The following is a 25,607-nucleotide window of genomic DNA, read 5'->3' on the forward strand; positions in this document are numbered from 1 at the left end:
TCAATTCTAGCCTGAGGCGACCGCGAGGGGGCAAGTGCCGGGATTTGGAATTCGGGATTCGGGATTTGTCGGGTCCGGTTGAACCGCGCCTTAGGGCTGTGGATCGTTGGCGTGGTCGTAGATCTCGGTCCGGTGCCACCTAGGTTTTCCGGGGCGCGGCCAAGGATCGGAGCTCGCTGAGCGAGTCCGCGGCCGGTGGCCGTCAGCGGGCCCGCTCGCGCTCGATGATCACTCCCACCGCCTGCGCGCCGCGCACCGCACCGGGCTTGCTCAGCTTCAACCGCAGCCAGTGCACGCCGAACTCGTCCAGCACGATCGCCGCGCAGCGCTCGGCCAGGGTCTCCACCAGCCCGAAGTCCGAGGCCTGCACGAATTCGATCAGCCGCTTGCTCACCGCCTTGTAGTTCAGGGTATCGGCGATGTCGTCGCTGGCGGCCGGAATGCGGTTGTCGAAGCCCATCTCCAGATCGAACCGCAGCGTCTGGCGGATGCGCCGCTCCCAGTCGTAGATGCCGATCAGCGCATCGATTTCCAGGCCTTCGATAAAAACTTTGTCCATAGGTGGGGAATCGGGAATAGGGATTAGGGAATGGTGAGAAGCACAAGCAATGACACGGCAGCGCGAACGGAATCGAAGTAGCGCTTTTACGATTCCCGATTCCCGATTCCCGATTCCCGAATCCCGCGCCGCCGCCAGCGGCGGCAAGCCCGCCATATCCCAACGCGGCGTCACATGCACTGCCGCGTCGGCGCGCTCGCCGGCCTCCAGCCGCAGCGCGCCGGCGAAGGCGATCATCGCGCCGTTATCGGTGCACAGGGCCGGCCGCGGGAAGCACACCCGGCCGCCGCGCCGCTGCGCCGCGTCCTGCAGGCGTGCGCGCAGGCGCTTGTTGGCGCCCACGCCGCCGGCCACCACCAGGGTGTTGCAGTCAGCCGCATCCAGCGCGCGCAGGCATTTGATCGCCAGCGTCTCCACCACCGCATCCTCGAACCCGCGCGCGATGTCCGCCCGCGTGGCGTCGGACTGGTCGCTGCCGCGCCAGGCCAGCAGCACCTGGGTCTTGAGCCCGCTGAAACTGAAATCCAGCCCGGGGCGGTCGGTCATCGGCCGCGCGAACTTGTAGCGCCCCGGGGTGCCGGTTTCGGCCAGCGCCGCCAGTTGCGGGCCGCCCGGATACGGCAGGCCCATCATCTTGGCGGTCTTGTCGAAGGCCTCGCCGGCCGCATCGTCCAGCGTCTCGCCGAGCACCTCGTACTGGCCCAGCGCCTTCACCGACACCAGTTGGGTGTGGCCGCCGGAGACCAGCAGCGCCACGAACGGCGGCTGCGGCGGGTCGTCTTCCATCAGCGGCGCCAGCAGATGGCCTTCCATGTGATGCACGCCGATCGCCGGCACGTCCAGCGCCCAGGCCAGCGACCGCGCCACACCGGCACCAACAAGGAGTGCGCCGACCAGGCCCGGGCCGGCGGTATAGGCAACCCCATCGAGTTCGTCGATCCGCAATCCGGCCTCGTCCAGGGTCTGGCGGATCAGCGGCAGCAGCTTGCGCACATGGTCGCGACTGGCCAGCTCGGGCACCACGCCGCCGTATTCGGCATGCAGCGCGATCTGGCTGTAGACCGCGTGGGCCCGCAGCGCCGGCACGCCCGACAGCGCGGTGTCGTAGACCGCCACGCCGGTCTCATCGCACGATGATTCGATCCCAAGAACTTTCACGGCAACTCGGCAGGCAGGGACATGCGGCCTATTTTCGCAGCTTTTGCCCTGCGCAGATCGGCCAGGGGCGATCTGCTGCACGGCCGTGTCATCGCCACCGGATCACCCGCAAGGGCAGGCTTTATCAGGCCTGCTCGCGCAGATGCTGCAGGGGGCTTGCAGGTCGTTGGCAAGTCGTTATAATGCGCGGCTCGCCGGGGCAACCCGGAAATTCCGTCACGCGAGTCCGCTCGCACCCGCCCGGGGCTCCCGGACGGAAATCCCATTATCTGGAGAACCCATGCCCAGCGTTAAAGTCCGCGAGAACGAGCCCTTCGAATTTGCGCTCCGTCGTTTCAAGCGCACCTGCGAAAAGGCCGGCGTGCTGGCCGAAACCCGCAAGCGCGAGTTCTATGAAAAGCCGACCCAGGAGCGCAAGCGTAAGGCTGCCGCTGCTGTGAAGCGTCAGTTGCGTCGTTCCTCGCGCGACGTCACCAAGCGCCAGCGCTTGTACTGATCGAACGCGGTTCCTTGCCGACGGGCATGCGCTGAAGGCGCGGCCCATCGGAGTGGAACCCAAGAGCCGGCACGCGCAAGCGTCGCCGGCTTTTTGCATTGGTTCGATGCCAGGCGACCGCTGCGTTCTGCGCTGCAGAGCCGGCCGGCGTCGCTGCCATGACCCGCGCCTGTCAGGCCGACTTCCTGCCGATGCACTGCGCCCGTCGTGGCGCATCGGCACATCTGCAACACGCACTCCCAGGAGTTACACCATGCCCCTCAAGCAACAGCTCACCGATGATATGAAAGCCGCCATGAAGTCCGGCGACAAGCACAGCCTGGGCGTGATCCGGCTGATCAATGCCGCGATCAAGCAGAAGGAAGTGGACGAGCGCGTCGAGATGGACGACGCCGCCGTGATCGCCGTGCTCGACAAGATGGTCAAGCAGCGCAAGGACTCGGTCACCCAGTACGAAGCTGCCGCACGCGACGACCTGGCGCAGGTCGAGCGCGAGGAGATCGTGGTGATCGAGCGCTACCTGCCGGCCAAGATGGGCGAAGCAGAGATCGTCGCCGCCATCCAGGCAGCCATCGCGCAGACCGGCGCCAGCAGCCCGGCCGACATCGGCAAGCTGATGGGCGCACTCAAGCCCAAGCTGGCCGGGCAGGCCGACATGGGCCTGGTCTCGACGCTGGTCAAGCAGCATCTGGCAGGCTGAGTCTTCGCCTGCACAGTGCCCTGTGCCCGATGGCCAGGGCACTGTAGCGAGCCGCCCAAGTGCGGCTGGCTGCAGCGCCGTTTCAACGGCAGCACACGCGCAACATCCAGCGCCCGCTTTCACCCGATCTTTGAACACGCCCTGTTAGAACACCTTCGCCAGCACAGGTCCGGGTGAAGCATTCCGCATGCCGGCTTCGCCTTACGACGCCTGCGCACACAACGGTATGCCCAAGGATTCTCCCGCCGGTGACGAAGCTCTCAACCGAACACCTGCAGAAACATCTGAGCCGCCTGCAGCGCAGCCTGCCGATGGCACTGCTCAATCGCTTTCTCGAGATCGACGTGATGACGCAGGCCGCGTCGCTGTCGTTCTACGCCTTGCTGTCGCTGGCACCGCTGCTGGTGCTGCTGCTGTGGCTGACCGCATCGCTGTATCCGCCCGCACAGGAAGCGCTGGTGCAGCAGATCGCGCAACTGGCCGGTGGCAGCGCGGCGGAGGTGGCCGACACGGTGATCCGCAACGCCACCGATCAACCCGGGGTAGGCTCGTTGGCCGGACTGTGGAGCACGTTGCTGCTGTTCATCGGCGCCACGGCGGTGTTTGCGCAGTTGCAGAACGCCCTGAACCTGATCTTCCGCACCGACAAGCAGCGCCTGGAAGGCCTGATGGCGTGGCTGAAGAAGCGCGTGTTCTCGTTCGGCGTGATCCTGGCCCTGGGCTTCTTGTTGATCGTGTCGATGATTGCCACCACCGCGTTGCAGGTAGTGTTCGCACGGCTGCCATCGGTGCTGCCGGCGATCGGCTACATCACCACCCTGGCGCTGTATTCGCTCGCCTTCGCTTTCCTGTATCGCTATCTGCCCGATCGCACCGTCAACTGGCGGCAGGCCTTCGTCGGCGGTGTGATCACCGCGCTGTTGTTCGCACTGGGTCGCTACGGCATCGGCCTGTACATCGCCAAGGCCGCGCCTGGCAGCGCATACGGTTCGATGGGGACCTTGGTCATCCTGCTGGTATGGATGTACTACGCCTCGGTGGTGTTCTTCGTCGGCGCCCTGCTGACTGCGGTGATCGACGAGCGCGTACGCTCGCATCGCAAGCTGCGCGAGGCCGGGGTGGATACGGACAACCTGCCGCCGGTCGCCGCCGAACCGGATGCCGCGCCGCAGCCGCAGGAAGCACCCACGCGCAATTGATTGCGCATGCCGCGCCGGTTGCCGCGCGTACCCAGGCGGCATCCACCGCTTCGCTGAGATCCCTCGCTCGCTGAAATCGGCGCGCGCCGGCGGCTGGGATATCCTAGCGGGATGGCCCGCATCCCCGACGCATTCATCGACGAACTGCTTGCACGCACCGACATCGTCGAGGTGGTGGGCGGTCGCGTGCCGCTCAAGCGTCAGGGCAAGGAATACTCGGCGCGCTGCCCGTTCCATGACGAGCGCTCGGCCTCGTTCACGGTCTCGCCAACCAAGCAGTTCTACCACTGCTTTGGCTGCGGCGCGCACGGCACCGCGATCAGCTTCCTGATGAATTACGACCGCCTCGAATTTCTCGATGCGGTCGACGAGCTGGCCAAGCGTGCCGGCATGGAAATCCCGCGCGAGACCCAGCAACGCACTCCGCAACAGCAGGACGACAGCCGCGAGCTGTATTCGGCACTGGAAGCGGCGACCAAGTTCTTCCAGCGTCAGCTCGAGGGCAGCGAACGCGCCCGCGACTATCTGGACGGCCGCGGCGTGGATGCCGACAACCGCGCGCGTTTCCAGATCGGTTACGCGCCCGATGGCTACAGCGCACTGAAGGACACGCTGGGCACCGATGCACGCCGCATGAGCGTGCTCGAACGCGCCGGGCTGTTTTCCAAGAACGATCGCGGCCATGTCTACGACAAGTTCCGCGACCGGGTGATGTTCCCGATCTTCGACCGCCGCGGCCGCGTGATCGCCTTCGGCGGACGCATCATGGGCGCGCCGGCCGATGGCCGCGACCCGGGGCCGAAGTACCTCAACTCACCGGAAACCGCGCTGTTCCACAAGGGCCGCGAGTTGTACGGCCTGTGGCAGGTACGCCAGGCCAATCAGAAGATCGATCGGCTGATCGTGGTGGAAGGCTATATGGACGTGGTCTCGCTGTTCCAGTTTGGCGTCACCCAGGCGGTGGCCACGCTGGGCACGGCGACCACGCCAGAACATGCCGAGTTATTGTTCCGCAACGCGCCGGATGTGTACTTCTGCTTCGACGGCGACAACGCCGGCCGCAAGGCCGGTTGGCGTGCACTGGAATCGGTGCTGCCACGCATGAAGGACGGCCGCCAGGCGTTCTTCCTGTTCCTGCCCGATGGCGAGGACCCGGACACCATCGTGCGCAAGGAAGGCGCGCAGGCCTTCGATCAGCGCCTGAAGCAGGCCACGCCGCTGTCGCAGTTCTTCTTCGACGAGATGTCGCGCGAGATCAACCTGCACACGCTCGATGGCAAGGCACGGCTGGCCGAACGCGCCAAGCCGATGCTGGCACAGATCCCCGAAGGCGCATTCGGCGATCTGATGAAGCAGGAGCTGTCGCGCCTGACCGGCGTGGGCGTCAGTCAGTCGGCGCAGGCGTCCACATCGCAGGCACGGCCACCTGCCCGCATGGGTGCACCCGCGCAGAAACGCAGCCTGGTGCGCGCGTCGATCGCGATCCTGCTGCAGCGGCCGTCGCTGGCGATGAGCCTGGAGGGCGACCACGATTTTTCCGGCCTGCGCCTGCCCGGCATCGACCTGTTGATGGAACTGCTGGCACTGGTGCGGCAACGCCCGGAAATCAGCACCGGTGCGCTGCTGGAACACTTCGCCGAACGCGACGAACAGGCCGCGCTGCAGAAACTGGCCGCACAGGCATTGCCCGGCGACGAGCACAGCTGGGCGATGGAACTGCATGACGTCGTTGCGCAACTGGACAAGCAATTGCTGCGCCAGCGCCTGGACGAACTGCAGGACAAGCAGCGCGCGCAGGGCCTGGACGACACCGACAAGTACGAATTGCGCGAGCTGTTCAAGGCGCTCGCTGCGTTGTAGTGCGGGTAACGCGAGGGGATCGACTTACGCTGTCGTGTGCGGGCCAGGCGCGCACGCTGCACGACGCCATGGCCCAGTTGCACCGGCAATTGCTGCAGCAGCGCATTGAAGCGCTGCAGACAAGGCAACGCGCACACGGACTCGACGAGATCGACCAGCAGGCACTGCGCGCACTGCCGCGCCTGCCTTCGACCGCGCACTGAGCACCCGGCGAACGCTGTCAGACCACCTGTTGCCGACGCAGCCGGCCAGCGCTGGCCGTCGCATGCAGGTGCGCGCTCATAGCTGCTTGAACAAGGTCTTGGCCATCGAGCCGAGCGCCGCGCTGACCGCTTCGATCTTGTCGGCATCGGCCAGTGCGGCCTGGCCGGCATGCGCGGTCAGCCTCTCGATCAGGGCATCGCGCGCGGGCGCTCCGTCGGCACTCTGGCTCTGCGGCGTACCGGACACCGGCGTGAGCCATGGGGCAATCAAGGCCTGATAGGCGGTGGTGTGCTGGGAAGCCATCTGCTCGAGAAATTGCAGGACCGTGGTGGGGGTGCCGGTGAGCGTGCCGGTCAGCGGCTGGTTGGCGATCTGCCGGTAGTTCACCGTGGACGCCACCGCATTGGCGATGGCCACATCGACCAGCACATCGATCTCCTTGATCGGCGCGTTCCCGTACAGCGTCTTGATCTGGCTGAGCATCGGCACGGTCCAGGCATGCGGTACGCAATCGAGCGTGTTCCACAAGTCGGCATTCCAGATCTGATACGGCGCCGCGCCCGGCGCTGGAGAGGGCAATGCCTGCGCATACAGCGCGGCGAACCCGCCGTTGCCCGGCGTGGCGCCGGCGGTGGGATAGCAGTGCACGGCGCTGAAATTGTCCAGTTTGCCGTTGGTCTTCAACCAGGTCGCCAAGGTCGGCGACAGCGCACCGCCCAGGCTGTGCCCGGCAAAGATCACCGTCGCCTTGCTGCCGTCCAGCGCTTGCAGGAAATCCAGCAGCGTCGTGTTCGGCGCCAGTGCGGTGGAGGGGCTGACCATGTTGAGCAGATGCCACACACCGGTGGCGGCCCCCATCGAGATGACCGCCGAACCTGGCTTGACGGGTTTCTTCGCCGCAACCGGCGCGGTGCCTAGCAACGGCGTGTAGGTCGCAAAATCCACCACCGAGGACACATCGAAGTCTTCGGTGAACCAGTCGTAGAGCGACTCCGGGTTGGTGGCGCTCAACGCGACCACATACGCCTCGCCGATGCCCGGCATGGCGTCGGTATGCGCCACGTACATGGCATTGCCCGACAGCGACGAATCGGCCGCCTGCCAGACCTGCGGCCCCCACACCAGTTGCCAGTCGCCGATCCGGTCCTGGGTGTCGGCCGATGCCAGCGTCTGCAGCAACGTGGCCTGGTAGTCCGCCTGCAACACCGGCTGGCTGCCCCTGCGATCGCCCACCCAGTTGGCCAGGGCGGAAAGCGCAAAGGTCTGTTGATATTGGTCGTAATGCATGGACTGGCTCCTTTCCTTAGGCCTTGCGTGGAAACACGAGCGAACACGGACGCGGCGCGCGGATACCGTTCGGGCACGGAGGCGCGCGGCGTGTGCAACCCACGGAATCTAACAAAGGATGTGCGTGCCAGAAGCGCCCGCGCAGCGGAATCTCGACGCATCGCACGAATCGCTCACCACCCCACGCGGCGCCGTCTGCAGCGCTGCAGGCAGGCGCAAGCGCACGCTGCTGCCGGAGCCGGTGCGAGCACGCATGCGTCCCCGGCCTGCGCTGCGCGGCCGACTCGCACGGTGCGCGCTGGCCTCTACAATGGCACTCTGCAGGCAGCCCTCCCCCTGAATACGCACGATGATCAAACACTGGCTGGCGCGGTTGCGCATTGATCCTTTCACCCTCGCGCTGCTGTGCACGGTCACGCTCGCCTCGTTCCTGCCAGTCTCCGGCACCGCCGCGGCGGTCATGGACGATGTCACCGACGTGGCGATCGCCGCGCTGTTCTTCCTGCACGGCGCGCGCCTGTCGCGCGAGGCGGTCAAGGCCGGCGCGCTGCATTGGCGCCTGCATCTGGTGATCCTGGCCTGCACCTTCGTGCTGTTTCCGCTGCTCGGGCTGTTGTTCAAACCGCTCGCGCATCTTGCGCTGACACCGGAGCTGTATATCGGCGTGCTGTTCCTGTGCGCGCTGCCATCCACGGTGCAATCGTCGATCGCCTTCACCTCGATGGCGCGCGGCAACGTGCCGGCGGCCGTGTGTGCCGCCTCGCTTTCCAGCCTGCTGGGGGTGTTTTTCACACCGTTGCTGATGGGCGCCCTGGTCGGCAGCCAGGGCGCGATGGCGCACCCGGCCGAGGCGATCGGCAAGATCCTGCTGCAGTTGCTGGTGCCGTTCCTGGCTGGCCATTTCATGCGCCCATGGATCGGCGGCTGGGTCGAACGGCATCGCGCCGTGCTGCGTTACACCGACCAGGGCACCATCCTGCTGGTGGTCTACACCGCCTTCAGCGCATCGGTGAACGAAGGTCTGTGGCAGAAGACGCCGTTGCCGGCCTTGCTCGCGGTGCTCGGTGCCGCCGCGTTGTTGCTGACGGTGGCGATGCTCTCGATCACATTCATCGCGCGGCGCCTGCGCTTCAACCGCGCCGACGAGATCGCGATCGTGTTCTGCGGTTCGAAGAAGAGCCTGGCCACCGGCGTACCGATGGCCAAGGTGATGTTCGCCGGCGGTGGCCTGGGCGCGATCGTGTTGCCGATCATGCTGTATCACCAGCTACAGCTCATTGTCTGCGCATTCGTGGCCGCACGTTATGCGCGCAACGCGCCGGGCGAGCCGCAGATCACTCCCGGTGGTCATTGAAGGTAACGGCCACTGCACGGCGGTGGTCTGATCGACGACACATGGCGCATCCCACGCGGCGTGCCCTGCAAAGGCTTGCTTGCCGCCGGCGCGTTGCCTGCGCGCCATCGCCGGCCCGCTACGCCCGACGCGACACCGGTTCGCGTTGCGTGCCGGTGCCGGTTGTAAGCAGATATACAACGGTTATGACGCACTCCGACGCTGGCACAGTGCCGCTCGCTAGAGTGTTCGATCCACGTTGCTGCCGCCCCCATCGGTGATTGCCATGACGCTATCGTTCCGACGCCCTGCCCCGTCCCTGATCGCGCTGCTGGCGGTGCTGGCCACGCTCACTGCCTGCAACAAGCCCGCCACGCCGCCAGCCCCGACACAGACCAAGGCGGCCGCCACGCCGGCGCCTGCGTCCAGCATCGCCTGGCGCGAGGGCGATGTCGAAGATGCCTTCGCCGAGGCCAGGGAAAGCGGCAAGCCGATCCTGCTGTACTGGGGTGCGGCCTGGTGCCCGCCCTGCAATCGCCTGAAGGCCACCTTGTTCAAGGACCCGGCCTTCATCGCCCGCACGCAGCAATTCGTGGCGGTGCATCTGGACGGCGATTCGGAGGGCGCACAGGCCTGGGGCGAACGCTTCGGCATCAAGGGTTACCCGACCATCATCGTGCTGCGCCCGGATCGCAGCGAGATCACCCGCCTGGCCGGCGATGCCGACAACGCACGTCTGGCCGATGTGCTGCGGGTGGCGGCCAAGAGCACCAGTACCGCCAGGCAACTGCTCGACACCGCATTACAGACCCCGCAGCAGCTCAGCGCGGACGACTGGGCCGTACTCGGCAACTATGCCTGGGGCACCGACGATCGGCTGGTCAAGCCGGAGCAGGCCGTGGATGTGCTCACGCGCCTATCCAGGTCGGCGCCACAGCCGGCGCTGCAACGCAGCTTCGCCCTGGCGGCGATTACCGCAGCCAAGGAGCCGCCTGCCGCCAGCGCGGCGTCACGCACGTTGCTGGAAGCGGTGCTGGCCGATCCGGCAGAGGTGCGCGCCAATCTCGGCACGCTGAGCTACATGCCTGCACGGCTGGTCGCCGCTGCCAGTAGCGATGCCGGTGAGCGCACTGCCTTGTCCAATGCGCTGAATCTGGCATTGGACAAGGTCTACGCCGACACCGCACTGCCGATCGCCGACCGGCTCGGCACCGCGTACGCCCGCATCCAGCTGGCACGCCTGGCACAAGGCCAGCCCACCGAAACCGAGGCCAAGGGCCCGCAACCGCCGTTGCCCAAGACCGTCGTCGACACCGTGCAGCAACGCGTGCAATGGGCGACCGACACCGCCAGGACCGATGAGGAGCGCCAATCCACCATCAGCACCGCCGCGGCATTGCTCGGCGAGATCGGCGACCGCAGCGGCGCCGAACAGTTGCTGCTGGCCGAGTTGACGCGCAGCAAGACGCCTTACTACTACATGCCCGAACTGGCCGATCTGGCCGAACAACGCGGCGATAAGAAGACCGCGTTGTCCTGGCTCAGGAAGGCGTACGAAAGCGCGCAAGGCCCCGCCACTCGCGTGCAATGGGGCGTGATGTACGTGGATGGCCTGATCCGACTCAGCCCGGACGACACCGCCGGCATCGAGGCCGCTGCCACGCAGGTGATCGGCGAGCTGGCCGGGCAGCCCGATGGCTACCGCCAACGCACCCGGCAGCGCTTCGCCACGCTGGGCGCCACGTTGAAGACCTGGAGCAAGCAGCATCGCCAGGAAGGCAATGCGGTGCTGACGCGCCTGCAGCAGAAGATGCAGAGCAGCTGTGACAGCAAGAACACCAGCGACTGCGCCAGCTGGCTGAGCTGAGCTGGCGTGAGCGAGCAGCCCGCTACGCGGCGAATTTGAGTGCGCTAAGTAGCGATTGCGCGCCGGATGCCAAACGGCGCGCACAACGGGTGTGTAAGAGCGAGATGAGCCGGTTCCAGCCACCGGCCGCATCCGCCTGACGGCTGCATCAGTCGCAGCTCTATCGATCGCCGTGATGGCAGCAGCGGGCGTTCGCTGCCGCTAGCGCACCCACGGCAACAGCAGGTGGTCCACCATCAGAAACGCGAACAGCGCCATCAGGTAGACGATGGAGTAACCGAACATCTTCATCGAGAACAGCTCGTCCGGCGGGTCGAGCATGCGCCAGGCGTACCAGAGGAACACCACGTTGAGCACCACCGCGCCGCCCAGGTAGAACAGCCCACTCATGCCCACCGCCACCGGCAGCAGGGTCACGATCGCCAGCAGCACCGTGTACACCAGGATCTGCTTGCGCGTATGCGGCACGCCATGGGTGACCGGCAGCATCGGGATCGCCGCCTTGGCGTAATCGGCACGGCGGAAGATCGCCAGTGCCCAGAAATGCGGCGGCGTCCAGATGAAGATGATCAGCACCAGCAGCGAGGCGTTGATCCAGTCGGCACTGGTCGGCAAGCCGGTCACTGCGGCCCAGCCCAGCATCGGCGGCGTGGCGCCGGCCAGGCCGCCGATCACGATGTTCTGCGAGGTCGCACGCTTCAGGTACACGGTGTAGATCACCGCGTAACCGATCAGCGACGCAAACGTCAGCACCGCGGTGATCACATTCACCCAGACCACCAGGATGGTCATGGAGATCACGATCAATACGCCGGCAAACAGCAGTACCTGCCACGGCCGCACCTTGCCCACCACCAGCGGGCGCCACGAGGTCCGCGCCATCTGCGCGTCGATCTTGGCGTCCAGCAACTGATTGATCGCTGCCGCCGCCGACGCCGCCAGCCAGATGCCCAGAAAGCCCAACGCACCGGTGCGCACCTGCACCCACGTCGGCACATCGGGGATGGCCAGGAACATGCCCACCAAGGCGGTGAACACGATCAGTGCCACCACCTTGGGTTTGGTCAGATCCCAGTAATCGCGTGCGCTGACAGCCATGCTCACTCCGGCGCGCGCAGCCGCGCCAGCAGCGAGACCAGCACGAACAACAATGCGACCGCGCCGCCGTTATGCAGCACCGACACTTCCAGCGGCAACGCCAGCTTGACGTTGAGCATGCCCAGCGTCACCTGCACCGCCACCAGCACCGCCAGCGCACCGGCCCACACCCGCATGCCCGGCGAACGCGACAGGCGCCAGGCCAGCCACCACAGATACAGCGCCGTCGCAATTGCCCACAACCGGTGCGCCATCTGGATGGCGATACGCGCTGCGCCATCGAGCACACCGCCTTCGTAATCCACCCCGATCCCACGCCACAGCGTGAAGCCTTCGCGGAAGTCATGCGGCGGCCACCACTGGCTGACGCAGCGCGGGAAATTGTCGGCCGACCAGCTACCGCCGCCACAGGCCAGCGCCGCGTAATTGGCACTGACCCAGCCGCCGAGGGCAATCTGCAGGCCCAGCACCGCCACGCCCGCACGCAGCAGCCACTTGAGCCGCGAGGCATCGGCCAGCGTGATCGGCAGATGGGTCGCGCGCCAGGCCATCCACACCAGCAGCGAGAACATCAGCATGCCGCCGAGCAGATGGCCCATCACCACGATGGGTTTGAGCAGCAGCGTCACCGTCCACATGCCCAGCAGCGCCTGGAAGATCACCACCGCCAGCGTCAGCACCGCCGCACGCGCCAGGTCGATATTGCTCCAGCGCAGCGCCGCCAGCAGCAGGATGGCCTCGCCGGCAATCGCCACGCCGAACGCCAGTGCGTGCCAGCCGGACATGTACAAAGGAATCGACAAGGCCACCAGCACCGCGGCAGAGACCACCTGGGCGATGCCCATGCGGCGGCGGCGCACCGCCAGCAACGACAGCACCAGCACCTCCACCCCGAGCGCACCGGCCAGGAAGCGGTGCACCTGCTCGCGCCAGGCCTTGTGCGATTCCAGCGGCCGGATCTTGCTGGCCACATGCGTATTGGCTTCGTCGCTGGTCTGCGGCCAGGTGACGCGGCCGTAGCAGGTCGGCCAGTCCGGGCAGCTCATGCCGGCATCGGACAGGCGCACGAACGACCCGAACAGGATCGTGCTCGCAGTGAACAACGCAGCCAGCCAGGCCATGCGATGGAAGTGGCGGAACAATGCCGGTGGCGCAAACAGATTCATCGAAACGGGCTCACATCAGTTTCAGCAGCTTGACCAGATCGGCACGCAGGCCGGCCGGGTCGAAGCCCGGGGCGTACCGCAGGATCACGAAGCCATTCGGGTCGATTACATACACCGGCACGCCGGCGGCATCGTTGGCACGCGGCAGGCCCTGCCGCAGCCGCGCGTCGTCGCGCAGCACACGCAGGGCCGGCATCGGCGGCAGACCGGCCGGCGGGGCGCCGATCCACAACACCTCCACCTTGTCGGCGCGATGGCCGAGCAGCTGCCATACCTTGTCCAGTTCGGCCGCCAACATCACGCACCGCTGCGTGCAGCCGGCAGGCGGTGCGAGCGCAATCCGCCACACACGTTCGGCAGGCGCCCAGGCATACGGCTGCCCGTCCGCGCGCACCGGCACCAACCCGCGCAGGTCGGCGGGCGGCTTGAGCAGTTCGCCGTGATTGCGCATCGATGCCGGCTGCCATCCGGAGAAGCGCAGCACGCCGGCCAGCAACATCGAGCCGAAGAACAGCACCGCCAGGGCAATCAGCATCCTGCGGCCGCGTTTGACCGAATGCGGCGTGGCCGATGTGGAGGAGGTCATGCCGGCGATTTTCTCATGCCGCAGGCGTCAGTGCCCGCGTCGACGGCGGCGACGCGCACGCCAGCTCAGCAGCGTCGCAGTGACCAGCACGGCCGCGGCCAGACCGAACCATTGCACCGCATAACCCAAGTGCCGCGCGGGTGGCAGCGTGTTCGGCAGCATCTCCAGGTCGCGTGCGTACCCGACCGGCAGGGCGGGATCCAGGCGCAGGACCTGCGACGAAATGTCGCGCCTGCCCAACGCGCTGCGCAGGGCGCTGGTATCCAGACGCGTGGCCAGCCAGGTCTGCGGCGCATTGCCGGCGGCCAACGCCGGCCCGATCGCAAGTCCGGCCGAGGGCGGCGCACTCAGCAAGCCCTGCAGTGTCCGGGTGCCTTGCAGCGGGGTGATCGTCGGCAACTGCCGATTGGCCGGCAACGGCAGCCAGCCCAGATCGACCAGCAGCGTGACCGGGCTGCCTTGCGGCGCGGCAAGTTGATAGATCCGCACACCGGCGCGCCCGGCATGCAGCTGGTTGTCCAGCAGCACCTGCTGCGGCAGGAACCGCACCTGTCCGCTCACCCAGGCCAGCGCATGCGGCGTGGCCAGCGCCTGTACCAGGGTCAACGGCGTCTGCCGCACATGCGCCGCGCGTTCCAGCAACGCCTGTTTGTCGTGCATGCGCTGCAGCTGCCACTGACCAAGCGCCGCAAACCCCGCACTGACCAGCACGGCCAGACACCATCCCAACACCGCCGTGTGCTTGCGCGTCATGACAAGCGACGCAAAAAGGCGTGCAATGCCGCTACCACGCCGACGACCACCGGGGCTGTTGTGAACGATTCGCTCAAGACGTTGCTGATTGTCGCCTTCCTGATCGTGATCCTGTGGAACCTGGGTGCGGGCCTGTACTACCTGCTCACCGACCGTGGCGAAACCAAGCGCACCGTCAACGCACTGACCTGGCGCATCGGTCTATCGGTCGCACTGATCGCCGTCGTGATCATCGGCATCTACACCGGCTGGATCAAACCGCATGGGCTCGGCCGCTGACGCGGCCGGGAATGGGAAATCGGGAGTAGGGAATCGTAAGGGCAAAAGCAGGCTCGCTCCGGCGATTCCCGATTCCCGATTCCCGATTCCCGATTCTCAAAGTACATACACGAACAGGAACAACGCCAGCCACACCACGTCGACGAAATGCCAGTACCAGGCCGCCGCTTCGAAGGCGAAGTGGTTGTCGCGGGTGAAGTGCCCGCGCGCCACCCGCAGCCACATCACCGCCAGCATGATCGTGCCCAGCAGCACGTGCATGCCGTGGAAGCCGGTGAGCATGAAGAAGGTCGATCCGTAGATGCCCGATCCCAGCGTCAGATTGAGCTCGGTGTAGGCGTGGATGTATTCCTCGGCCTGCAGGAACAGGAACACGCAACCCAGCAGCACGGTCAGGCCCAGCCACAGCAATAGCGCGCCGCGACGGCCGCCCTTGAGCGCGTGGTGCGCAATGGTCAAGGTCACGCCGGAGCTGAGCAGGATCAGCGTATTGATCAGCGGCAGGCCCCAGGCGGGAATGGTCTGGAACTGCCCACCGATCGTGCCGGGACCATTAGTCGGCCATGCAGCGGAATAGCCGTTCCACAGCAGTTCGTTGGTCATCACGCCATCGCCTTCGCCGCCCAGCCAGGGCAGCGTCAGCACACGCGTGTAGAACAACGCGCCGAAGAAGGCGCAGAAGAACATCACCTCGGAAAAGATGAACCACACCATCCCCATGCGGAAGGAGCCGTCCACTTGGCGGTTGTAGTGCCCGGCGTTGGATTCGCGGATGACATCGCCAAACCACATGAACAAGGTCGCCAGCAACATCGCCATGCCGACAAAGAACGTCCAGCGCCCCCATGCCGCATCGTTGAGCCAGCTGGCCACGCCGATCATCATCACGAACATCGCAATCGACCCGACAAAGGGCCACTTGCTCTGGCTCGGGACGAAATACGCATCGGCGTTGGGACTATGGTCGGCCATGGCGTTGCTTCCGTGTCGGTGCTGCGTGTGGATGAAGGATCAAGGCGCCGCGCGCGGTGCGCTGGATGCGCCACCGCCCTGCAACTCCGAGGTCAGGGTGTCGTTGCGATAGAACGTGTAGGACAGGGTGATCGTGGTGACTTCCGGCGGCAGTGCCGGGTCGACGATGAAACGCAGCGGCATGTGGCGCGTTTCGCCGGCCTGCAAGGTCTGCGCGGTAAAACAGAAACATTCGGTCTTGTTGAAGAATCCGGATGCCCGCGCCGGTGCGACCGATGGCACCGCACTGCCGACCACTGCCCGCACACTGTCGTTTCGTGCGAAGTACAGCGCCTCGTTGAGTTCGCCCGGCACCACATCCATCGTCATCTGCTCGGGATGAAAGGTCCACGGCAGTTTGGAATTGACCCCGGCATCGAACTCCACCCGCACCGTGCGTTTGCCAGCCCCTGCACTCGCGGCGGCATTACCGCGCGTACTGCCCGGCACACGCTCCATGCGGATGCCGAAGACTTTTTCGCACGCGATGCGATACAGCGGCACCAGCGAAAAGGTCAGCACGAACACGCCCAACACCACGCCCAGCAGCTTGAACAGGCCGGCCGTCGGTGCAGGTGCGGGCGCCCGCGCGTTCACCGCCCGATGACTCCCGACGCAATGAAACCCGCATAGATCAGCAGCGCGATGATGCCGACGGTGATCGCCGTGCGGCGCACCGCACGACGCTGTTGCGCCTGCCGTTCGGCAGCGGAGAGCAGACGTGCCACAGCCGGCGGCGCGGACTCAGTGACCGATGTCTTCATGCGCAAGATCTCCAGGCTTGATCACCGGCGGCACGGTGAAGGTATGCGCCGGTGCCGGCGACGGCACCGTCCACTCCAGTCCCTTGGCGCCTTCCCAGGCACGTGCGTCGGCCTTGGCGCCGCTGCGCAGCGAGGCGAGCAGGATGCCGGCCATCAGGAACGGCGTGGCGAACATGCCGAACGCGCCGATCGAGCTGATCAGGTTCCAGTCGGCAAACACCACGTTGTAATCGGGAATTCGCCGCGGCATGCCGGCCAGGCCAAGGAAATGCTGCGGGAAGAACAGCAGATTGACGAACACCATCGTCCACCAGAAATGGAACTTGGCCCAGGTCTCGTTGTACATCCGCCCGGTCCACTTCGGCCACCAGTAGTACACCGCCGCAATCAGCGCGAAGACCGCACCGGTAACGAGCACATAATGGAAATGCGCGACCACAAAATAGGTGTCGTGATACTGGAAATCCGCCGGCACGATCGCCAGCATCAGGCCCGAAAATCCACCGATGCTGAAGAGAATCACGAACGCCACCGCCCACAGCATCGGCGACTCGAACGTCAGCGAGCCCTTCCACATCGTGCTGACCCAGTTGAACACCTTCACCCCGGTCGGGATGGAGATCAGCATCGTGGCAAACATGAAGTAGATTTCGCCGCCCAGCGGCATGCCCACGGTGAACATGTGGTGGGCCCACACGATGAAGCTCAGGAACGCGATCGCCGCGATCGCATAGACCATCGCCTGATAGCCGAACAGCGGCTTGCGGCTGAAGGTTGGGATGATCTCGCTGACCACGCCGAACGCCGGCAGGATCATGATGTAAACCTCCGGATGCCCGAAGAACCAGAAGATATGCTGGTACATCACCGGGTCGCCGCCGCCGGCCGCATTGAAGAAGCTGGTGCCGAAGAACTTGTCGGTCAGCAGCATGGTCACCGCGCCGGCCAGCACCGGCATCACCGCGATCAGCAGGAAGGCGGTGATCAGCCAGGCCCAGCAGAAGATCGGCATCTTCAGCAGGTCGATGCCCGGCGCGCGCATGTTGAGCACGGTGGCGATGATGTTGATTGCACCCATGATCGAACTGACGCCGGCCACATGGATCGCAAACACGCTGAAGGCCACGTTGTAGCCGCCTTGCAGCGAGAGCGGCGGGTATAGCGTCCAGCCGCCGGCCGGCGCACCGCCGGGCAGGAACAGCGTCAGCAGCAGCAAGGTAAACGCCACCGGCAACAACCAGAACGACCAGTTGTTCATGCGCGGCAACGCCATGTCCGGCGCGCCGATCTGCAGCGGAATCATCCAGTTGGCCAGGCCGACGAAGGCCGGCATCACCCCGCCGAAGATCATCACCAGGGCATGCACGGTGGTCATCTGGTTGAAGAATTCCGGCTTGACGAACTGCAGCCCGGGCTGCATCAGTTCAGCGCGGATCACCACGCTCATCGCCGCGCCGATGATGAACATCACGAAGGAAAACAGCAGATACAGCGTGCCGATGTCCTTGTGATTGGTCGAGAAAAACCAGCGCTCGACGAAACCGGGCTGGTGGTGTCCGTGGTGATCGACTGCGGTATGCGCCATGACGGAACGACCTCTACGAAGCGGTGCGGTTGCGGGCGATTAAAGAGCGGCGGTCGGTGCGGCGGTCGGAGCAGGCGCTGCGGCTGGAGCGGCCTCACCGGCAGGCGGTGCTGAAGGTGTGGACGCCGGCGCCGGGGTGCCGGCCGGTGCGGCAGGCGCTGCGCTGACACTGCGACGGGCCGCCAGCCAGCGCTGGAATTCGGCCTTGGGCAGCGCTTCCACCACGATCGGCATGAAACCATGATCCTTGCCGCACAACTCGGCGCACTGCCCGCGATACACGCCCGGCTGCTCGATATTGGTCCATGCCTCGTTGACGATGCCGGGGATCGCGTCCTGCTTCCAGCCAAGGGCCGGCACCCACCACGCATGGATCACGTCGTCGGCGGTGATCACGAAACGGATCTTGGTGTTGACCGGCAGCACCAGGCGATTGTCCACGTCCAGCAGATAATGCGGTTGCGATGCAGCGGTCGGACGCTCGCCACTCTGGCGGATGCGATCGGATTCGCGCGCCAGCCGGCTGGTGAACTCCACGCCCTGGCCCAGATACTCGTATTTCCACATCCACTGGTAGCCGGTGACCTTGACGGTCATTTCCGACTCGCGGGTGTCGTACATCGCAATCAGCTTGGCCGTTGCCGGCCAGGCCATCGCAATCAGCACCAGCACCGGGATCACCGTCCACAGCACCTCTGCCGTGGTGTTGTGGCTGAATTGCGCGGCCACCGCCCCCTTGGACTTGCGGAACTTGAAGATCGCATAGCCCATCGCACCGAACACCAGCGCGCCGATCACCACGCAGACCCACAGCGCCACCATGTGCGCCTCGTAGGCCATGCGCGCGGTCTGGGTGACCCCGCGGCCCATGTTGAGCTGCCATTCCTTCGGGTCGGCCGATTGCGCCCAGGCAACCGAGGCGCTCGACAGCGCCAGCATCGCCAAAGCCAATTTCGGATACGTCGCCTTCCAGCTGCTGCGTTGCGTCATTGCCTAGACCCTTACGTCATCGGTGACGGCCATTGGCGGCCGCGAGCAAGCGTTTCAGCGTAGTTGCCAGTTCCACACGTTCGGCCGGCCCGAGAAAACTTCCAATCTCGATCTGCTTGCCGCTGCTGACCAGCACCACCCTGTCGTCGCGTTCCATGCATAACCGCACCCAATGCGGATGTGCCTGAAACGCTGGTGGCGCATGTCCGGATGGAAACACCTCTACAACGGTCTCCCCTACCCGGATCGCTTCTTCGCGCTCGCCACTTCGCCACAACTGCCGTAGCGCCAGCGCCACCACACCACTGTGCAACAGGGCGAACACCGGCGCGAATGCATTGCCGGTCCACCACCCCAGGCCCGCAAATACCCACATCGTTCCCGCCAACACTGCGAACAGCTGCACGAATTGCCTGGCCGACAATGCCCGCGGAGGCCGCAACCGCAACTGCGTCCCGACCCCTTCGGACATCAACGGCAGTACTTCGATCATTGGCAACACGCAGCGCACTGCGGGAATGGCCCGATGGTAGACCCGCACGAACGCATGCGGCAAGCGTTTCCGGCAATCATTCGATTGCTGCAGTGCAGCTAAAAACACGCGTAAATCAATCACTTCCCGGTGCATGTGCCGATGCCCGCGGCTGCGGCCGGCAGGGAGCGAGTCCGTTTTGGGCCTGCGCCGGCCACGTGCACAAAACGGCGGAAAAGTTGCCGCTTCCACACAAGTGCGCAGGGGCTGCGGCTCTCTAGAATGAGCAAGGATTCCCAGGCACCCTTCGCATGAACGCTCAGCTCGACCCGCTTGCCTCTCCCTCAGTTGCGCGCCCGCTGCTGGCGCCCGAGCTGCCTGCCGCACCCGGCGCATTGCGTGCGGCGATCACCGCCGCCTGGCTCAAGGACGAAACCGAGCACGTCCGCGAATTGCTCGACCAGGCGCGTCTGCCCGCCGCCGAACAGGCCAAGGTGCAGGCGGTGGCCGCCGATCTGGTCACCCGCGTCCGCGCACGTGCGCAGGACCAGGGCGCGATCGAAGCCTTCATGCGCCAGTACGACCTGGGCAGCGAAGAAGGCGTCTTGCTGATGTGCGTGGCCGAAGCGCTGTTGCGCATTCCCGACCAGGACACTGCAGACAAGCTGATCCGCGACAAGCTCGGCGATGCGGACTGGAAAAAACATGTTGGCGGCAGCGACTCGGTGCTGGTCAACGCATCGACCTGGGGCCTGATGCTCACCGGCAAGCTGGTGCAGCTCAACGACCTCACCCGCGCCGACGTGCCGGGTGCGTTCAAGCGCCTGATCGGCCGCGTCGGCGAGCCGGTGATTCGCCTGGCAGTGCGCCAGGCGATGAAGATCATGGGCCACCAGTTCGTCATGGGCCGCACCATCGGTGAGGCCCTATCGCGTTCGCGCAAGGGCGACAACGCCGATTACCGCTATTCCTTCGACATGCTCGGCGAAGGCGCATTGACCATGAAGGATGCGCAGCGCTATCTGCAGGCGTACCGCGATGCCATCCACGCGATCGGCCGCAGCGGCAGTTTCGTCGGTACCGATGTCTTTGCGGCGCCCAGCATCTCGATCAAATTGTCCGCGCTGTATCCGCGCTACGAGCATGCCAAGCGCGCACGCGTGATGGCCGAGCTGGTGCCGGGCGTGCTCGAGCTGGCGCAACTGGCCAGGTCCTACGGCATCGGCTACACCGTCGATGCCGAAGAAGCCGACCGTCTGGAACTGTCGCTGGACATCATCGAGGCCACCTTCTCCGACCCGTCGCTGGATGGATGGGAGGGCTATGGCCTGGCGGTGCAGGCGTATCAGAAGCGCACGCCGTACACGATCGATTTTCTCGCCGATCTGGCACGCCGCGTCGGCCGTCGCATTCCGGTGCGTCTGGTCAAGGGCGCGTACTGGGACGCGGAGATCAAGCGCGCACAGATCGAAGGTCACCCCGGCTACCCGGTCTTTACCCGCAAGCAGAATACCGACGTGTCGTATCTGGCCTGCGCGCGCCGCATGTTCGCGCACAGCGATGCGCTGTATCCGATGTTCGCCACGCACAACGCGCAGACCATCGCGGCGGTACGCGCAATCGCAACGACCAAGCATTACGAACACCAGAAACTGCACGGCATGGGCGATGACCTGTATGCCGAAGTGATTCCGGCCGATCGCCTGGGGCTGCCCTGTCGCGTGTACGCCCCGGTCGGCTCGCACGAGGATCTGCTGCCGTACCTGGTGCGTCGCCTGCTCGAGAACGGCGCCAATTCCAGCTTCGTCAATCGCATCACCGACGAGGACGTCGCCATCGAAGACCTGATCCGCGATCCGGTCGAAGCGGTGTCCTCGTTCGGCTCCATTCCGCATCCCAAGATTCCGCTGCCCACCGATCTGTTGCGCAGCCAGAACCAACACAGGAAAAACTCCATGGGCGCCAATCTCGCCAACGACAACGATCTGCGGCAGCTGGCCGAGCAACTCAATGCCGCCATCAAGCCGTGGAAGGCCACCCCGTTGGTTCCCGGCGCGGTGATCAGCACACCGAGCGAGGCGGTGCTCAACCCGGCGGACCGACGCGAAACGGTCGGGCACTGGCAGCCGGCCGATCCGGCCACCGTGCAGACCTCTCTGGCAACCGCCGCTGCCGCGCAGCCGGCCTGGAACCGCACGCCGGCGGCCAGCCGCGCCACCATCCTGGAGCATGCCGCCGACCTGCTCGAAGCACGCATGCCCGAGTTCATGGCGATCTGCGTCAAGGAGGCCGGCAAGACCCTGCCCGACGCCGTGGCCGAAGTGCGTGAGGCGGTCGACTTCCTGCGTTACTACGCAGCCCAGGCACGCGCCCAGTTCGGCGCGCCCGAGCGTCTGCCCGGGCCGACCGGCGAATCCAACGAGCTGCAGCTGCATGGCCGCGGTGTCTTCGTCTGCATCAGCCCCTGGAACTTCCCGCTCGCCATCTTCCTCGGCCAGGTCGCCGCCGCATTGGCTGCCGGCAACAGCGTGATCGCCAAGCCTGCAGAGCAGACCAACTTGATCGGCTACGCCGCAGTGAAGCTGCTGCACGAAGCGGGTATCCCCGAAGCGGTTGTGCAGTTCCTGCCGGGCGACGGCGCCACCGTCGGCGCCGCGCTGACCAATGATCCGCGCGTGGCGGGCGTCGCCTTCACCGGTTCCACGGAGACCGCACGCGTCATCAACCGGACCCTGGCCTCCCGCGACGCCGCGATCGGTGTGCTGATTGCCGAAACCGGCGGCCAGAACGCCTTCATCGCCGACTCGTCCTCGTTGCCGGAAGCAGTCGTCAAGGACGCGATCTCCAGCGCCTTCATGTCCGCCGGCCAACGCTGCTCGGCGGCCCGCGTGCTGTTCGTGCAGGACGACATCGCCGACAAGGTCATGACCATGCTCGCCGGCGCGATGGGAGAACTGAAGATCGGCGATCCTGCGCTGCTGTCCACCGATGTTGGCCCCGTCATCGACGCAGATGCGCTCAAGATCCTCGACGATCATGCGGCGCGCATGGATCGCGAAGCCCGCCTGATCGGCACCACCATCCTGGATCCCACCACTGCCAACGGCAGCTTTTTCGCCCCACGCGCGTACGAGCTGACCTCACTCGCGCAGCTACAACGCGAAATTTTCGGTCCGGTCCTGCATGTCATCCGCTGGAAAGCCGACCAACTCGACGCCGTCATCGATCAGATCAACGCCACCGGTTACGGACTGACCCTGGGCGTGCACTCGCGCATCGACGAGACCATCGATCGCATCACCACACGTGTCGCGGTCGGTAATGTCTATGTCAACCGCAATCAGATCGGCGCGGTCGTCGGCGTACAACCCTTCGGCGGCCAGGGACTGTCAGGTACCGGCCCGAAAGCCGGCGGGCCGCATTACCTGCTGCGCTTCGCCACCGAGAAGGTCGTCACCGTCAACACGACGGCCGCAGGCGGCAACGCCTCGCTTCTGACACTGGGCGACTGAGATCCAGCCCAAACCATTTCAGGCCATTTCTTGGCTTGCTGAGGAAAACAAGAACCCCGCATCGCGGGGTTTTTTGTTGTGCCCAGGTGTCCGCATAAGGTGCTGTGCCCGTACATCTGCATTGCGCAGAAGTAAGCGGTAGGTCATTGCTACACAACAGCATCGCTGCCAGCACCCACCACTCGGCATCGACGTGAAAGTCAGGGGACAGAGGTGAGAAAGAAGCTCAACCTTGGATGGTGTTAGTGACATAAACGGACGCATTAGGTGCCGCGTTACATGTCGATGAGCCCCCAGATCACAGCGTGGCAGGGTGCCAAGGATACGCCTTGAGTGCCTGAGTGCCGTGGCGCTACCCGACTTCGGCTCTGCCTTCGCCTTCGCCTTTGGCTTTGGCTTTGGCTTTGGCTTTGGCTTTGGCTCTGGCTCTGGCTCTGGCTCTGGCTCTGGCTTTGGCTCTGGCTTTAGCCAGTTGTCTTAAATTTCGCACAAAAAGAAACCCTCAGTCCTGTTGGACTGAGGGTTTCGGGTAAAGCCCCTGGCGATGACCTACTCTCGCATGGCTTGAGCCACACTACCATCGGCGCAGCTGCGTTTCACTTCCGAGTTCGGGATGGGATCGGGTGGTTCCACAGCGCTAATTTCACCAGGGAGACGGTTGGAGCAGCGCTTGATAGCGCTCGTCTCGCATAGGTAACTTGTGACGTAGCTTGCGTTTGGTGATCTACCAACGTTCGTTGGGACCAAGGCAACTTGAGGTTATATGGTCAAGCCGCACGGATCATTAGTATCAGTTAGCTCAATACATTGCTGTACTTACACACCTGACCTATCAACCACATAGTCTATATGGTTCCTTTAGGGGGCTTGTGCCCCGGGAAGTCTCATCTTGAGGCGCGCTTCCCGCTTAGATGCTTTCAGCGGTTATCGCTTCCGAACATAGCTACCCGGCAATGCCACTGGCGTGACAACCGGAACACCAGAGGTTCGTCCACTCCGGTCCTCTCGTACTAGGAGCAGCCCCTCTCAAACTTCCAACGCCCATGGCAGATAGGGACCGAACTGTCTCACGACGTTCTGAACCCAGCTCGCGTACCACTTTAAATGGCGAACAGCCATACCCTTGGGACCGACTACAGCCCCAGGATGTGATGAGCCGACATCGAGGTGCCAAACACCGCCGTCGATATGAACTCTTGGGCGGTATCAGCCTGTTATCCCCGGAGTACCTTTTATCCGTTGAGCGATGGCCCTTCCATACAGAACCACCGGATCACTAAGACCTACTTTCGTACCTGCTTGATCCGTCGATCTTGCAGTCAAGCACGCTTATGCCTTTGCACACAGTGCGCGATGTCCGACCGCGCTGAGCGTACCTTCGTGCTCCTCCGTTACTCTTTAGGAGGAGACCGCCCCAGTCAAACTACCCACCATACACGGTCCCTGATCCGGATAACGGATCTAGGTTAGAACGTCAAGCACGACAGGGTGGTATTTCAAGGATGGCTCCACTGCAGCTAGCGCCACAGTTTCATAGCCTCCCACCTATCCTACACAGACGAACTCAACGTTCAGTGTAAAGCTATAGTAAAGGTTCACGGGGTCTTTCCGTCTTGCCACGGGAACGCTGCATCTTCACAGCGATTTCAATTTCACTGAGTCTCGGGTGGAGACAGCGCCGCTGTCGTTACGCCATTCGTGCAGGTCGGAACTTACCCGACAAGGAATTTCGCTACCTTAGGACCGTTATAGTTACGGCCGCCGTTTACTGGGGCTTCGATCAAGAGCTTCGCCTTGCGGCTGACCCCATCAATTAACCTTCCAGCACCGGGCAGGCGTCACACCCTATACGTCCACTTTCGTGTTTGCAGAGTGCTGTGTTTTTGATAAACAGTCGCAGCGGCCTGGTTTCTGCGACCCTCTTCAGCTATAGCTCGCATGAGCCACCAAAAAGGGTGCACCTTCTCCCGAAGTTACGGTGCCATGTTGCCTAGTTCCTTCACCCGAGTTCTCTCAAGCGCCTGAGAATTCTCATCCTACCCACCTGTGTCGGTTTACGGTACGGTCTTCGTGAGCTGAAGCTTAGGAGCTTTTCCTGGAAGCGTGGTATCAGTGACTTCGCCATAAAGGCTCGTCTCGGTGCTCGGTCTTAAAGGATCCCGGATTTGCCAAAGATCCAAACCTACCGCCTTTCCCCGGGACAACCAACGCCCGGTACACCTAACCTTCTCCGTCCCTCCATCGCACTCACGCGAGGTGCAGGAATATTAACCTGCTTCCCATCGACTACGGCTTTCGCCCTCGCCTTAGGGACCGACTAACCCTGCGTCGATTAACGTTGCGCAAGGAAACCTTGGGCTTTCGGCGTGCGGGCTTTTCACCCGCATTATCGTTACTCATGTCAGCATTCGCACTTCCGATACCTCCAGCAGACTTCTCAATCCACCTTCGCAGGCTTACGGAACGCTCCTCTACCGCGCATAAAACAAGTTTTATGCACCCCAAGCTTCGGTTCACTGCTTAGCCCCGTTAAATCTTCCGCGCAGACCGACTCGACCAGTGAGCTATTACGCTTTCTTTAAAGGGTGGCTGCTTCTAAGCCAACCTCCTGGCTGTCTATGCCTTTCCACATCGTTTTCCACTTAGCAGTAAATTTGGGACCTTAGCTGTGGGTCTGGGTTGTTTCCCTTTTCACGACGGACGTTAGCACCCGCCGTGTGTCTCCCGG

21 protein-coding genes, 2 rRNA genes and 1 pseudogene (1 of these 24 only partly in view) are annotated in these 25,607 nt (G+C 64.4%); 9 read left to right on the forward strand and 15 right to left on the reverse strand.

Annotation, left to right across the window (positions count from 1 at the left end; translation table 11 throughout):
- Positions 1-202 precede the first annotated feature (202 nt).
- Both folB and tsaD read right to left on the reverse strand, forming a co-directional pair.
- On the reverse strand, positions 203-559 hold the full coding sequence (gene folB / locus AC06DU_RS18770) for a dihydroneopterin aldolase (RefSeq protein ID WP_024938857.1): 357 nt from the start codon (positions 557-559) through the stop codon (positions 203-205).
- A 96-nt stretch (positions 560-655) separates the two neighbouring features.
- Positions 656-1,717: pseudogene (gene tsaD, locus AC06DU_RS18775) on the reverse strand (tRNA (adenosine(37)-N6)-threonylcarbamoyltransferase complex transferase subunit TsaD); the annotation flags it as partial.
- Positions 1,718-1,997: 280 nt separating this feature from the next.
- Here tsaD and rpsU point away from each other — a divergent pair.
- The 5 genes from rpsU (at position 1,998) to AC06DU_RS18800 (ending at position 6,175) form a co-directional block, all read left to right on the forward strand.
- Entirely contained in the window at positions 1,998-2,213 is a 216-nt protein-coding gene (gene rpsU / locus AC06DU_RS18780) for a 30S ribosomal protein S21 (RefSeq protein WP_002808376.1), read from the forward strand.
- Between the two features lie 253 nt (positions 2,214-2,466).
- Positions 2,467-2,913 carry a GatB/YqeY domain-containing protein gene (locus AC06DU_RS18785; RefSeq protein ID WP_065032992.1) on the forward strand — a complete coding sequence of 149 codons (447 nt, stop codon included), beginning with the start codon at positions 2,467-2,469 and terminating at the stop codon, positions 2,911-2,913.
- Between the two features lie 248 nt (positions 2,914-3,161).
- Positions 3,162-4,112: a YihY/virulence factor BrkB family protein gene (locus tag AC06DU_RS18790; protein ID WP_016902815.1), complete on the forward strand. Its 951-nt coding sequence runs from the start codon at positions 3,162-3,164 to the stop codon at positions 4,110-4,112.
- Between the two features lie 111 nt (positions 4,113-4,223).
- Positions 4,224-5,972, forward strand: coding sequence for a DNA primase (dnaG, locus tag AC06DU_RS18795; RefSeq protein ID WP_478203014.1), 1,749 nt, complete (start codon positions 4,224-4,226; stop codon positions 5,970-5,972).
- Between the two features lie 68 nt (positions 5,973-6,040).
- Entirely contained in the window at positions 6,041-6,175 is a 135-nt protein-coding gene (locus AC06DU_RS18800; protein WP_478203015.1) for a hypothetical protein, read from the forward strand.
- A gap of 76 nt (positions 6,176-6,251) precedes the next feature.
- Here AC06DU_RS18800 and AC06DU_RS18805 read toward each other — a convergent pair whose 3' ends face one another.
- Positions 6,252-7,463, reverse strand: a complete 1,212-nt coding sequence (locus AC06DU_RS18805; protein ID WP_104593658.1) for a lipase family protein — start codon at positions 7,461-7,463, stop codon at positions 6,252-6,254.
- Between the two features lie 349 nt (positions 7,464-7,812).
- On the opposite strand from AC06DU_RS18805, the gene AC06DU_RS18810 reads away from it, so the two are divergent.
- A complete protein-coding gene (locus tag AC06DU_RS18810) occupies positions 7,813-8,817 on the forward strand; it encodes a bile acid:sodium symporter family protein (RefSeq protein WP_039524893.1) in 1,005 nt (334 codons plus the stop codon).
- A 265-nt stretch (positions 8,818-9,082) separates the two neighbouring features.
- Complete coding sequence (locus AC06DU_RS18815; protein ID WP_478203016.1) at positions 9,083-10,663, forward strand: thioredoxin family protein; 1,581 nt, start codon at positions 9,083-9,085, stop codon at positions 10,661-10,663.
- Between the two features lie 201 nt (positions 10,664-10,864).
- Here the strand turns inward: AC06DU_RS18815 and cyoE are convergent, their stop codons facing one another.
- From cyoE to AC06DU_RS18835, 4 genes are read right to left on the reverse strand one after another with little or no spacing between them, the layout of a single operon-like run.
- Entirely contained in the window at positions 10,865-11,761 is an 897-nt protein-coding gene (gene cyoE / locus AC06DU_RS18820) for a heme o synthase (RefSeq protein ID WP_016902810.1), read from the reverse strand.
- A gap of 2 nt (positions 11,762-11,763) precedes the next feature.
- A complete protein-coding gene (locus tag AC06DU_RS18825) occupies positions 11,764-12,927 on the reverse strand; it encodes a COX15/CtaA family protein (RefSeq protein WP_016902809.1) in 1,164 nt (387 codons plus the stop codon).
- A gap of 10 nt (positions 12,928-12,937) precedes the next feature.
- Positions 12,938-13,513, reverse strand: a complete 576-nt coding sequence (locus AC06DU_RS18830; protein ID WP_478203017.1) for a hypothetical protein — start codon at positions 13,511-13,513, stop codon at positions 12,938-12,940.
- Positions 13,514-13,540: 27 nt separating this feature from the next.
- A complete protein-coding gene (locus AC06DU_RS18835) occupies positions 13,541-14,266 on the reverse strand; it encodes an SURF1 family protein (protein ID WP_478203018.1) in 726 nt (241 codons plus the stop codon).
- A 60-nt stretch (positions 14,267-14,326) separates the two neighbouring features.
- Here AC06DU_RS18835 and AC06DU_RS18840 point away from each other — a divergent pair, with 60 nt between their 5' ends.
- A complete protein-coding gene (locus AC06DU_RS18840) occupies positions 14,327-14,545 on the forward strand; it encodes a twin transmembrane helix small protein (protein ID WP_478203019.1) in 219 nt (72 codons plus the stop codon).
- 96 nt (positions 14,546-14,641) lie between these two features.
- Here the strand turns inward: AC06DU_RS18840 and AC06DU_RS18845 are convergent, their stop codons facing one another.
- Genes AC06DU_RS18845 through AC06DU_RS18870 form a run of 6 tightly spaced genes read right to left on the reverse strand, consistent with a single transcriptional unit; the run spans position 14,642 to position 19,388 of the window.
- Positions 14,642-15,517, reverse strand: a complete 876-nt coding sequence (locus AC06DU_RS18845) for a cytochrome c oxidase subunit 3 (RefSeq protein ID WP_016902806.1) — start codon at positions 15,515-15,517, stop codon at positions 14,642-14,644.
- Between the two features lie 39 nt (positions 15,518-15,556).
- On the reverse strand, positions 15,557-16,153 hold the full coding sequence (locus AC06DU_RS18850) for a cytochrome c oxidase assembly protein (protein ID WP_184519220.1): 597 nt from the start codon (positions 16,151-16,153) through the stop codon (positions 15,557-15,559).
- Positions 16,150-16,320 carry a hypothetical protein gene (locus tag AC06DU_RS18855; RefSeq protein ID WP_024938846.1) on the reverse strand — a complete coding sequence of 57 codons (171 nt, stop codon included), beginning with the start codon at positions 16,318-16,320 and terminating at the stop codon, positions 16,150-16,152. The genes AC06DU_RS18850 and AC06DU_RS18855 overlap by 4 nt, the downstream gene beginning before the upstream one ends.
- Complete coding sequence (ctaD, locus tag AC06DU_RS18860; protein WP_016902803.1) at positions 16,301-17,905, reverse strand: cytochrome c oxidase subunit I; 1,605 nt, start codon at positions 17,903-17,905, stop codon at positions 16,301-16,303. Before ctaD ends, AC06DU_RS18855 begins: the two co-directional genes overlap by 20 nt.
- A gap of 39 nt (positions 17,906-17,944) precedes the next feature.
- The gene (gene coxB / locus AC06DU_RS18865; RefSeq protein ID WP_478203020.1) at positions 17,945-18,895 is read right to left on the reverse strand and encodes a cytochrome c oxidase subunit II; all 951 of its coding nucleotides are present in this window, start codon (positions 18,893-18,895) and stop codon (positions 17,945-17,947) included.
- 16 nt (positions 18,896-18,911) lie between these two features.
- The gene (locus AC06DU_RS18870; protein ID WP_016902801.1) at positions 18,912-19,388 is read right to left on the reverse strand and encodes a DUF2244 domain-containing protein; all 477 of its coding nucleotides are present in this window, start codon (positions 19,386-19,388) and stop codon (positions 18,912-18,914) included.
- Between the two features lie 290 nt (positions 19,389-19,678).
- On the opposite strand from AC06DU_RS18870, the gene putA reads away from it, so the two are divergent.
- Positions 19,679-22,879 carry a bifunctional proline dehydrogenase/L-glutamate gamma-semialdehyde dehydrogenase PutA gene (putA, locus tag AC06DU_RS18875; protein WP_478203021.1) on the forward strand — a complete coding sequence of 1,067 codons (3,201 nt, stop codon included), beginning with the start codon at positions 19,679-19,681 and terminating at the stop codon, positions 22,877-22,879.
- A 536-nt stretch (positions 22,880-23,415) separates the two neighbouring features.
- Here the strand turns inward: putA and rrf are convergent.
- Positions 23,416-23,530, reverse strand: a 5S ribosomal RNA gene (rrf, locus tag AC06DU_RS18880).
- A gap of 112 nt (positions 23,531-23,642) precedes the next feature.
- Positions 23,643-25,607, reverse strand: a 23S ribosomal RNA gene (locus AC06DU_RS18885) (it continues 916 nt past the right edge of the window).

It is taken from the genome of Xanthomonas sp. NCPPB 3200, assembly GCF_056393585.1.

Excerpts from the sequence above, each read along its gene's own strand:
- AC06DU_RS18830 (WP_478203017.1), bottom strand. The coding sequence starts at position 13,513 with ATGACCTCCTCCACATCGGCCACGCCGCATTCGGTCAAACGCGGCCGC.
- AC06DU_RS18855 (WP_024938846.1), bottom strand. The coding sequence starts at position 16,320 with ATGAAGACATCGGTCACTGAGTCCGCGCCGCCGGCTGTGGCACGTCTG.
- coxB (WP_478203020.1), bottom strand. The coding sequence starts at position 18,895 with ATGACGCAACGCAGCAGCTGGAAGGCGACGTATCCGAAATTGGCTTTG.
- rpsU (WP_002808376.1), top strand. The coding sequence starts at position 1,998 with ATGCCCAGCGTTAAAGTCCGCGAGAACGAGCCCTTCGAATTTGCGCTC.
- AC06DU_RS18785 (WP_065032992.1), top strand. The coding sequence starts at position 2,467 with ATGCCCCTCAAGCAACAGCTCACCGATGATATGAAAGCCGCCATGAAG.
- AC06DU_RS18810 (WP_039524893.1), top strand. The coding sequence starts at position 7,813 with ATGATCAAACACTGGCTGGCGCGGTTGCGCATTGATCCTTTCACCCTC.
- AC06DU_RS18825 (WP_016902809.1), bottom strand. The coding sequence starts at position 12,927 with ATGAATCTGTTTGCGCCACCGGCATTGTTCCGCCACTTCCATCGCATG.
- AC06DU_RS18815 (WP_478203016.1), top strand. The coding sequence starts at position 9,083 with ATGACGCTATCGTTCCGACGCCCTGCCCCGTCCCTGATCGCGCTGCTG.
- dnaG (WP_478203014.1), top strand. The coding sequence starts at position 4,224 with ATGGCCCGCATCCCCGACGCATTCATCGACGAACTGCTTGCACGCACC.
- AC06DU_RS18845 (WP_016902806.1), bottom strand. The coding sequence starts at position 15,517 with ATGGCCGACCATAGTCCCAACGCCGATGCGTATTTCGTCCCGAGCCAG.
- AC06DU_RS18805 (WP_104593658.1), bottom strand. The coding sequence starts at position 7,463 with ATGCATTACGACCAATATCAACAGACCTTTGCGCTTTCCGCCCTGGCC.
- folB (WP_024938857.1), bottom strand. The coding sequence starts at position 559 with ATGGACAAAGTTTTTATCGAAGGCCTGGAAATCGATGCGCTGATCGGC.
- AC06DU_RS18870 (WP_016902801.1), bottom strand. The coding sequence starts at position 19,388 with ATGATCGAAGTACTGCCGTTGATGTCCGAAGGGGTCGGGACGCAGTTG.
- AC06DU_RS18835 (WP_478203018.1), bottom strand. The coding sequence starts at position 14,266 with ATGACGCGCAAGCACACGGCGGTGTTGGGATGGTGTCTGGCCGTGCTG.
- cyoE (WP_016902810.1), bottom strand. The coding sequence starts at position 11,761 with ATGGCTGTCAGCGCACGCGATTACTGGGATCTGACCAAACCCAAGGTG.
- putA (WP_478203021.1), top strand. The coding sequence starts at position 19,679 with ATGAACGCTCAGCTCGACCCGCTTGCCTCTCCCTCAGTTGCGCGCCCG.
- ctaD (WP_016902803.1), bottom strand. The coding sequence starts at position 17,905 with ATGGCGCATACCGCAGTCGATCACCACGGACACCACCAGCCCGGTTTC.
- AC06DU_RS18800 (WP_478203015.1), top strand. The coding sequence starts at position 6,041 with ATGGCCCAGTTGCACCGGCAATTGCTGCAGCAGCGCATTGAAGCGCTG.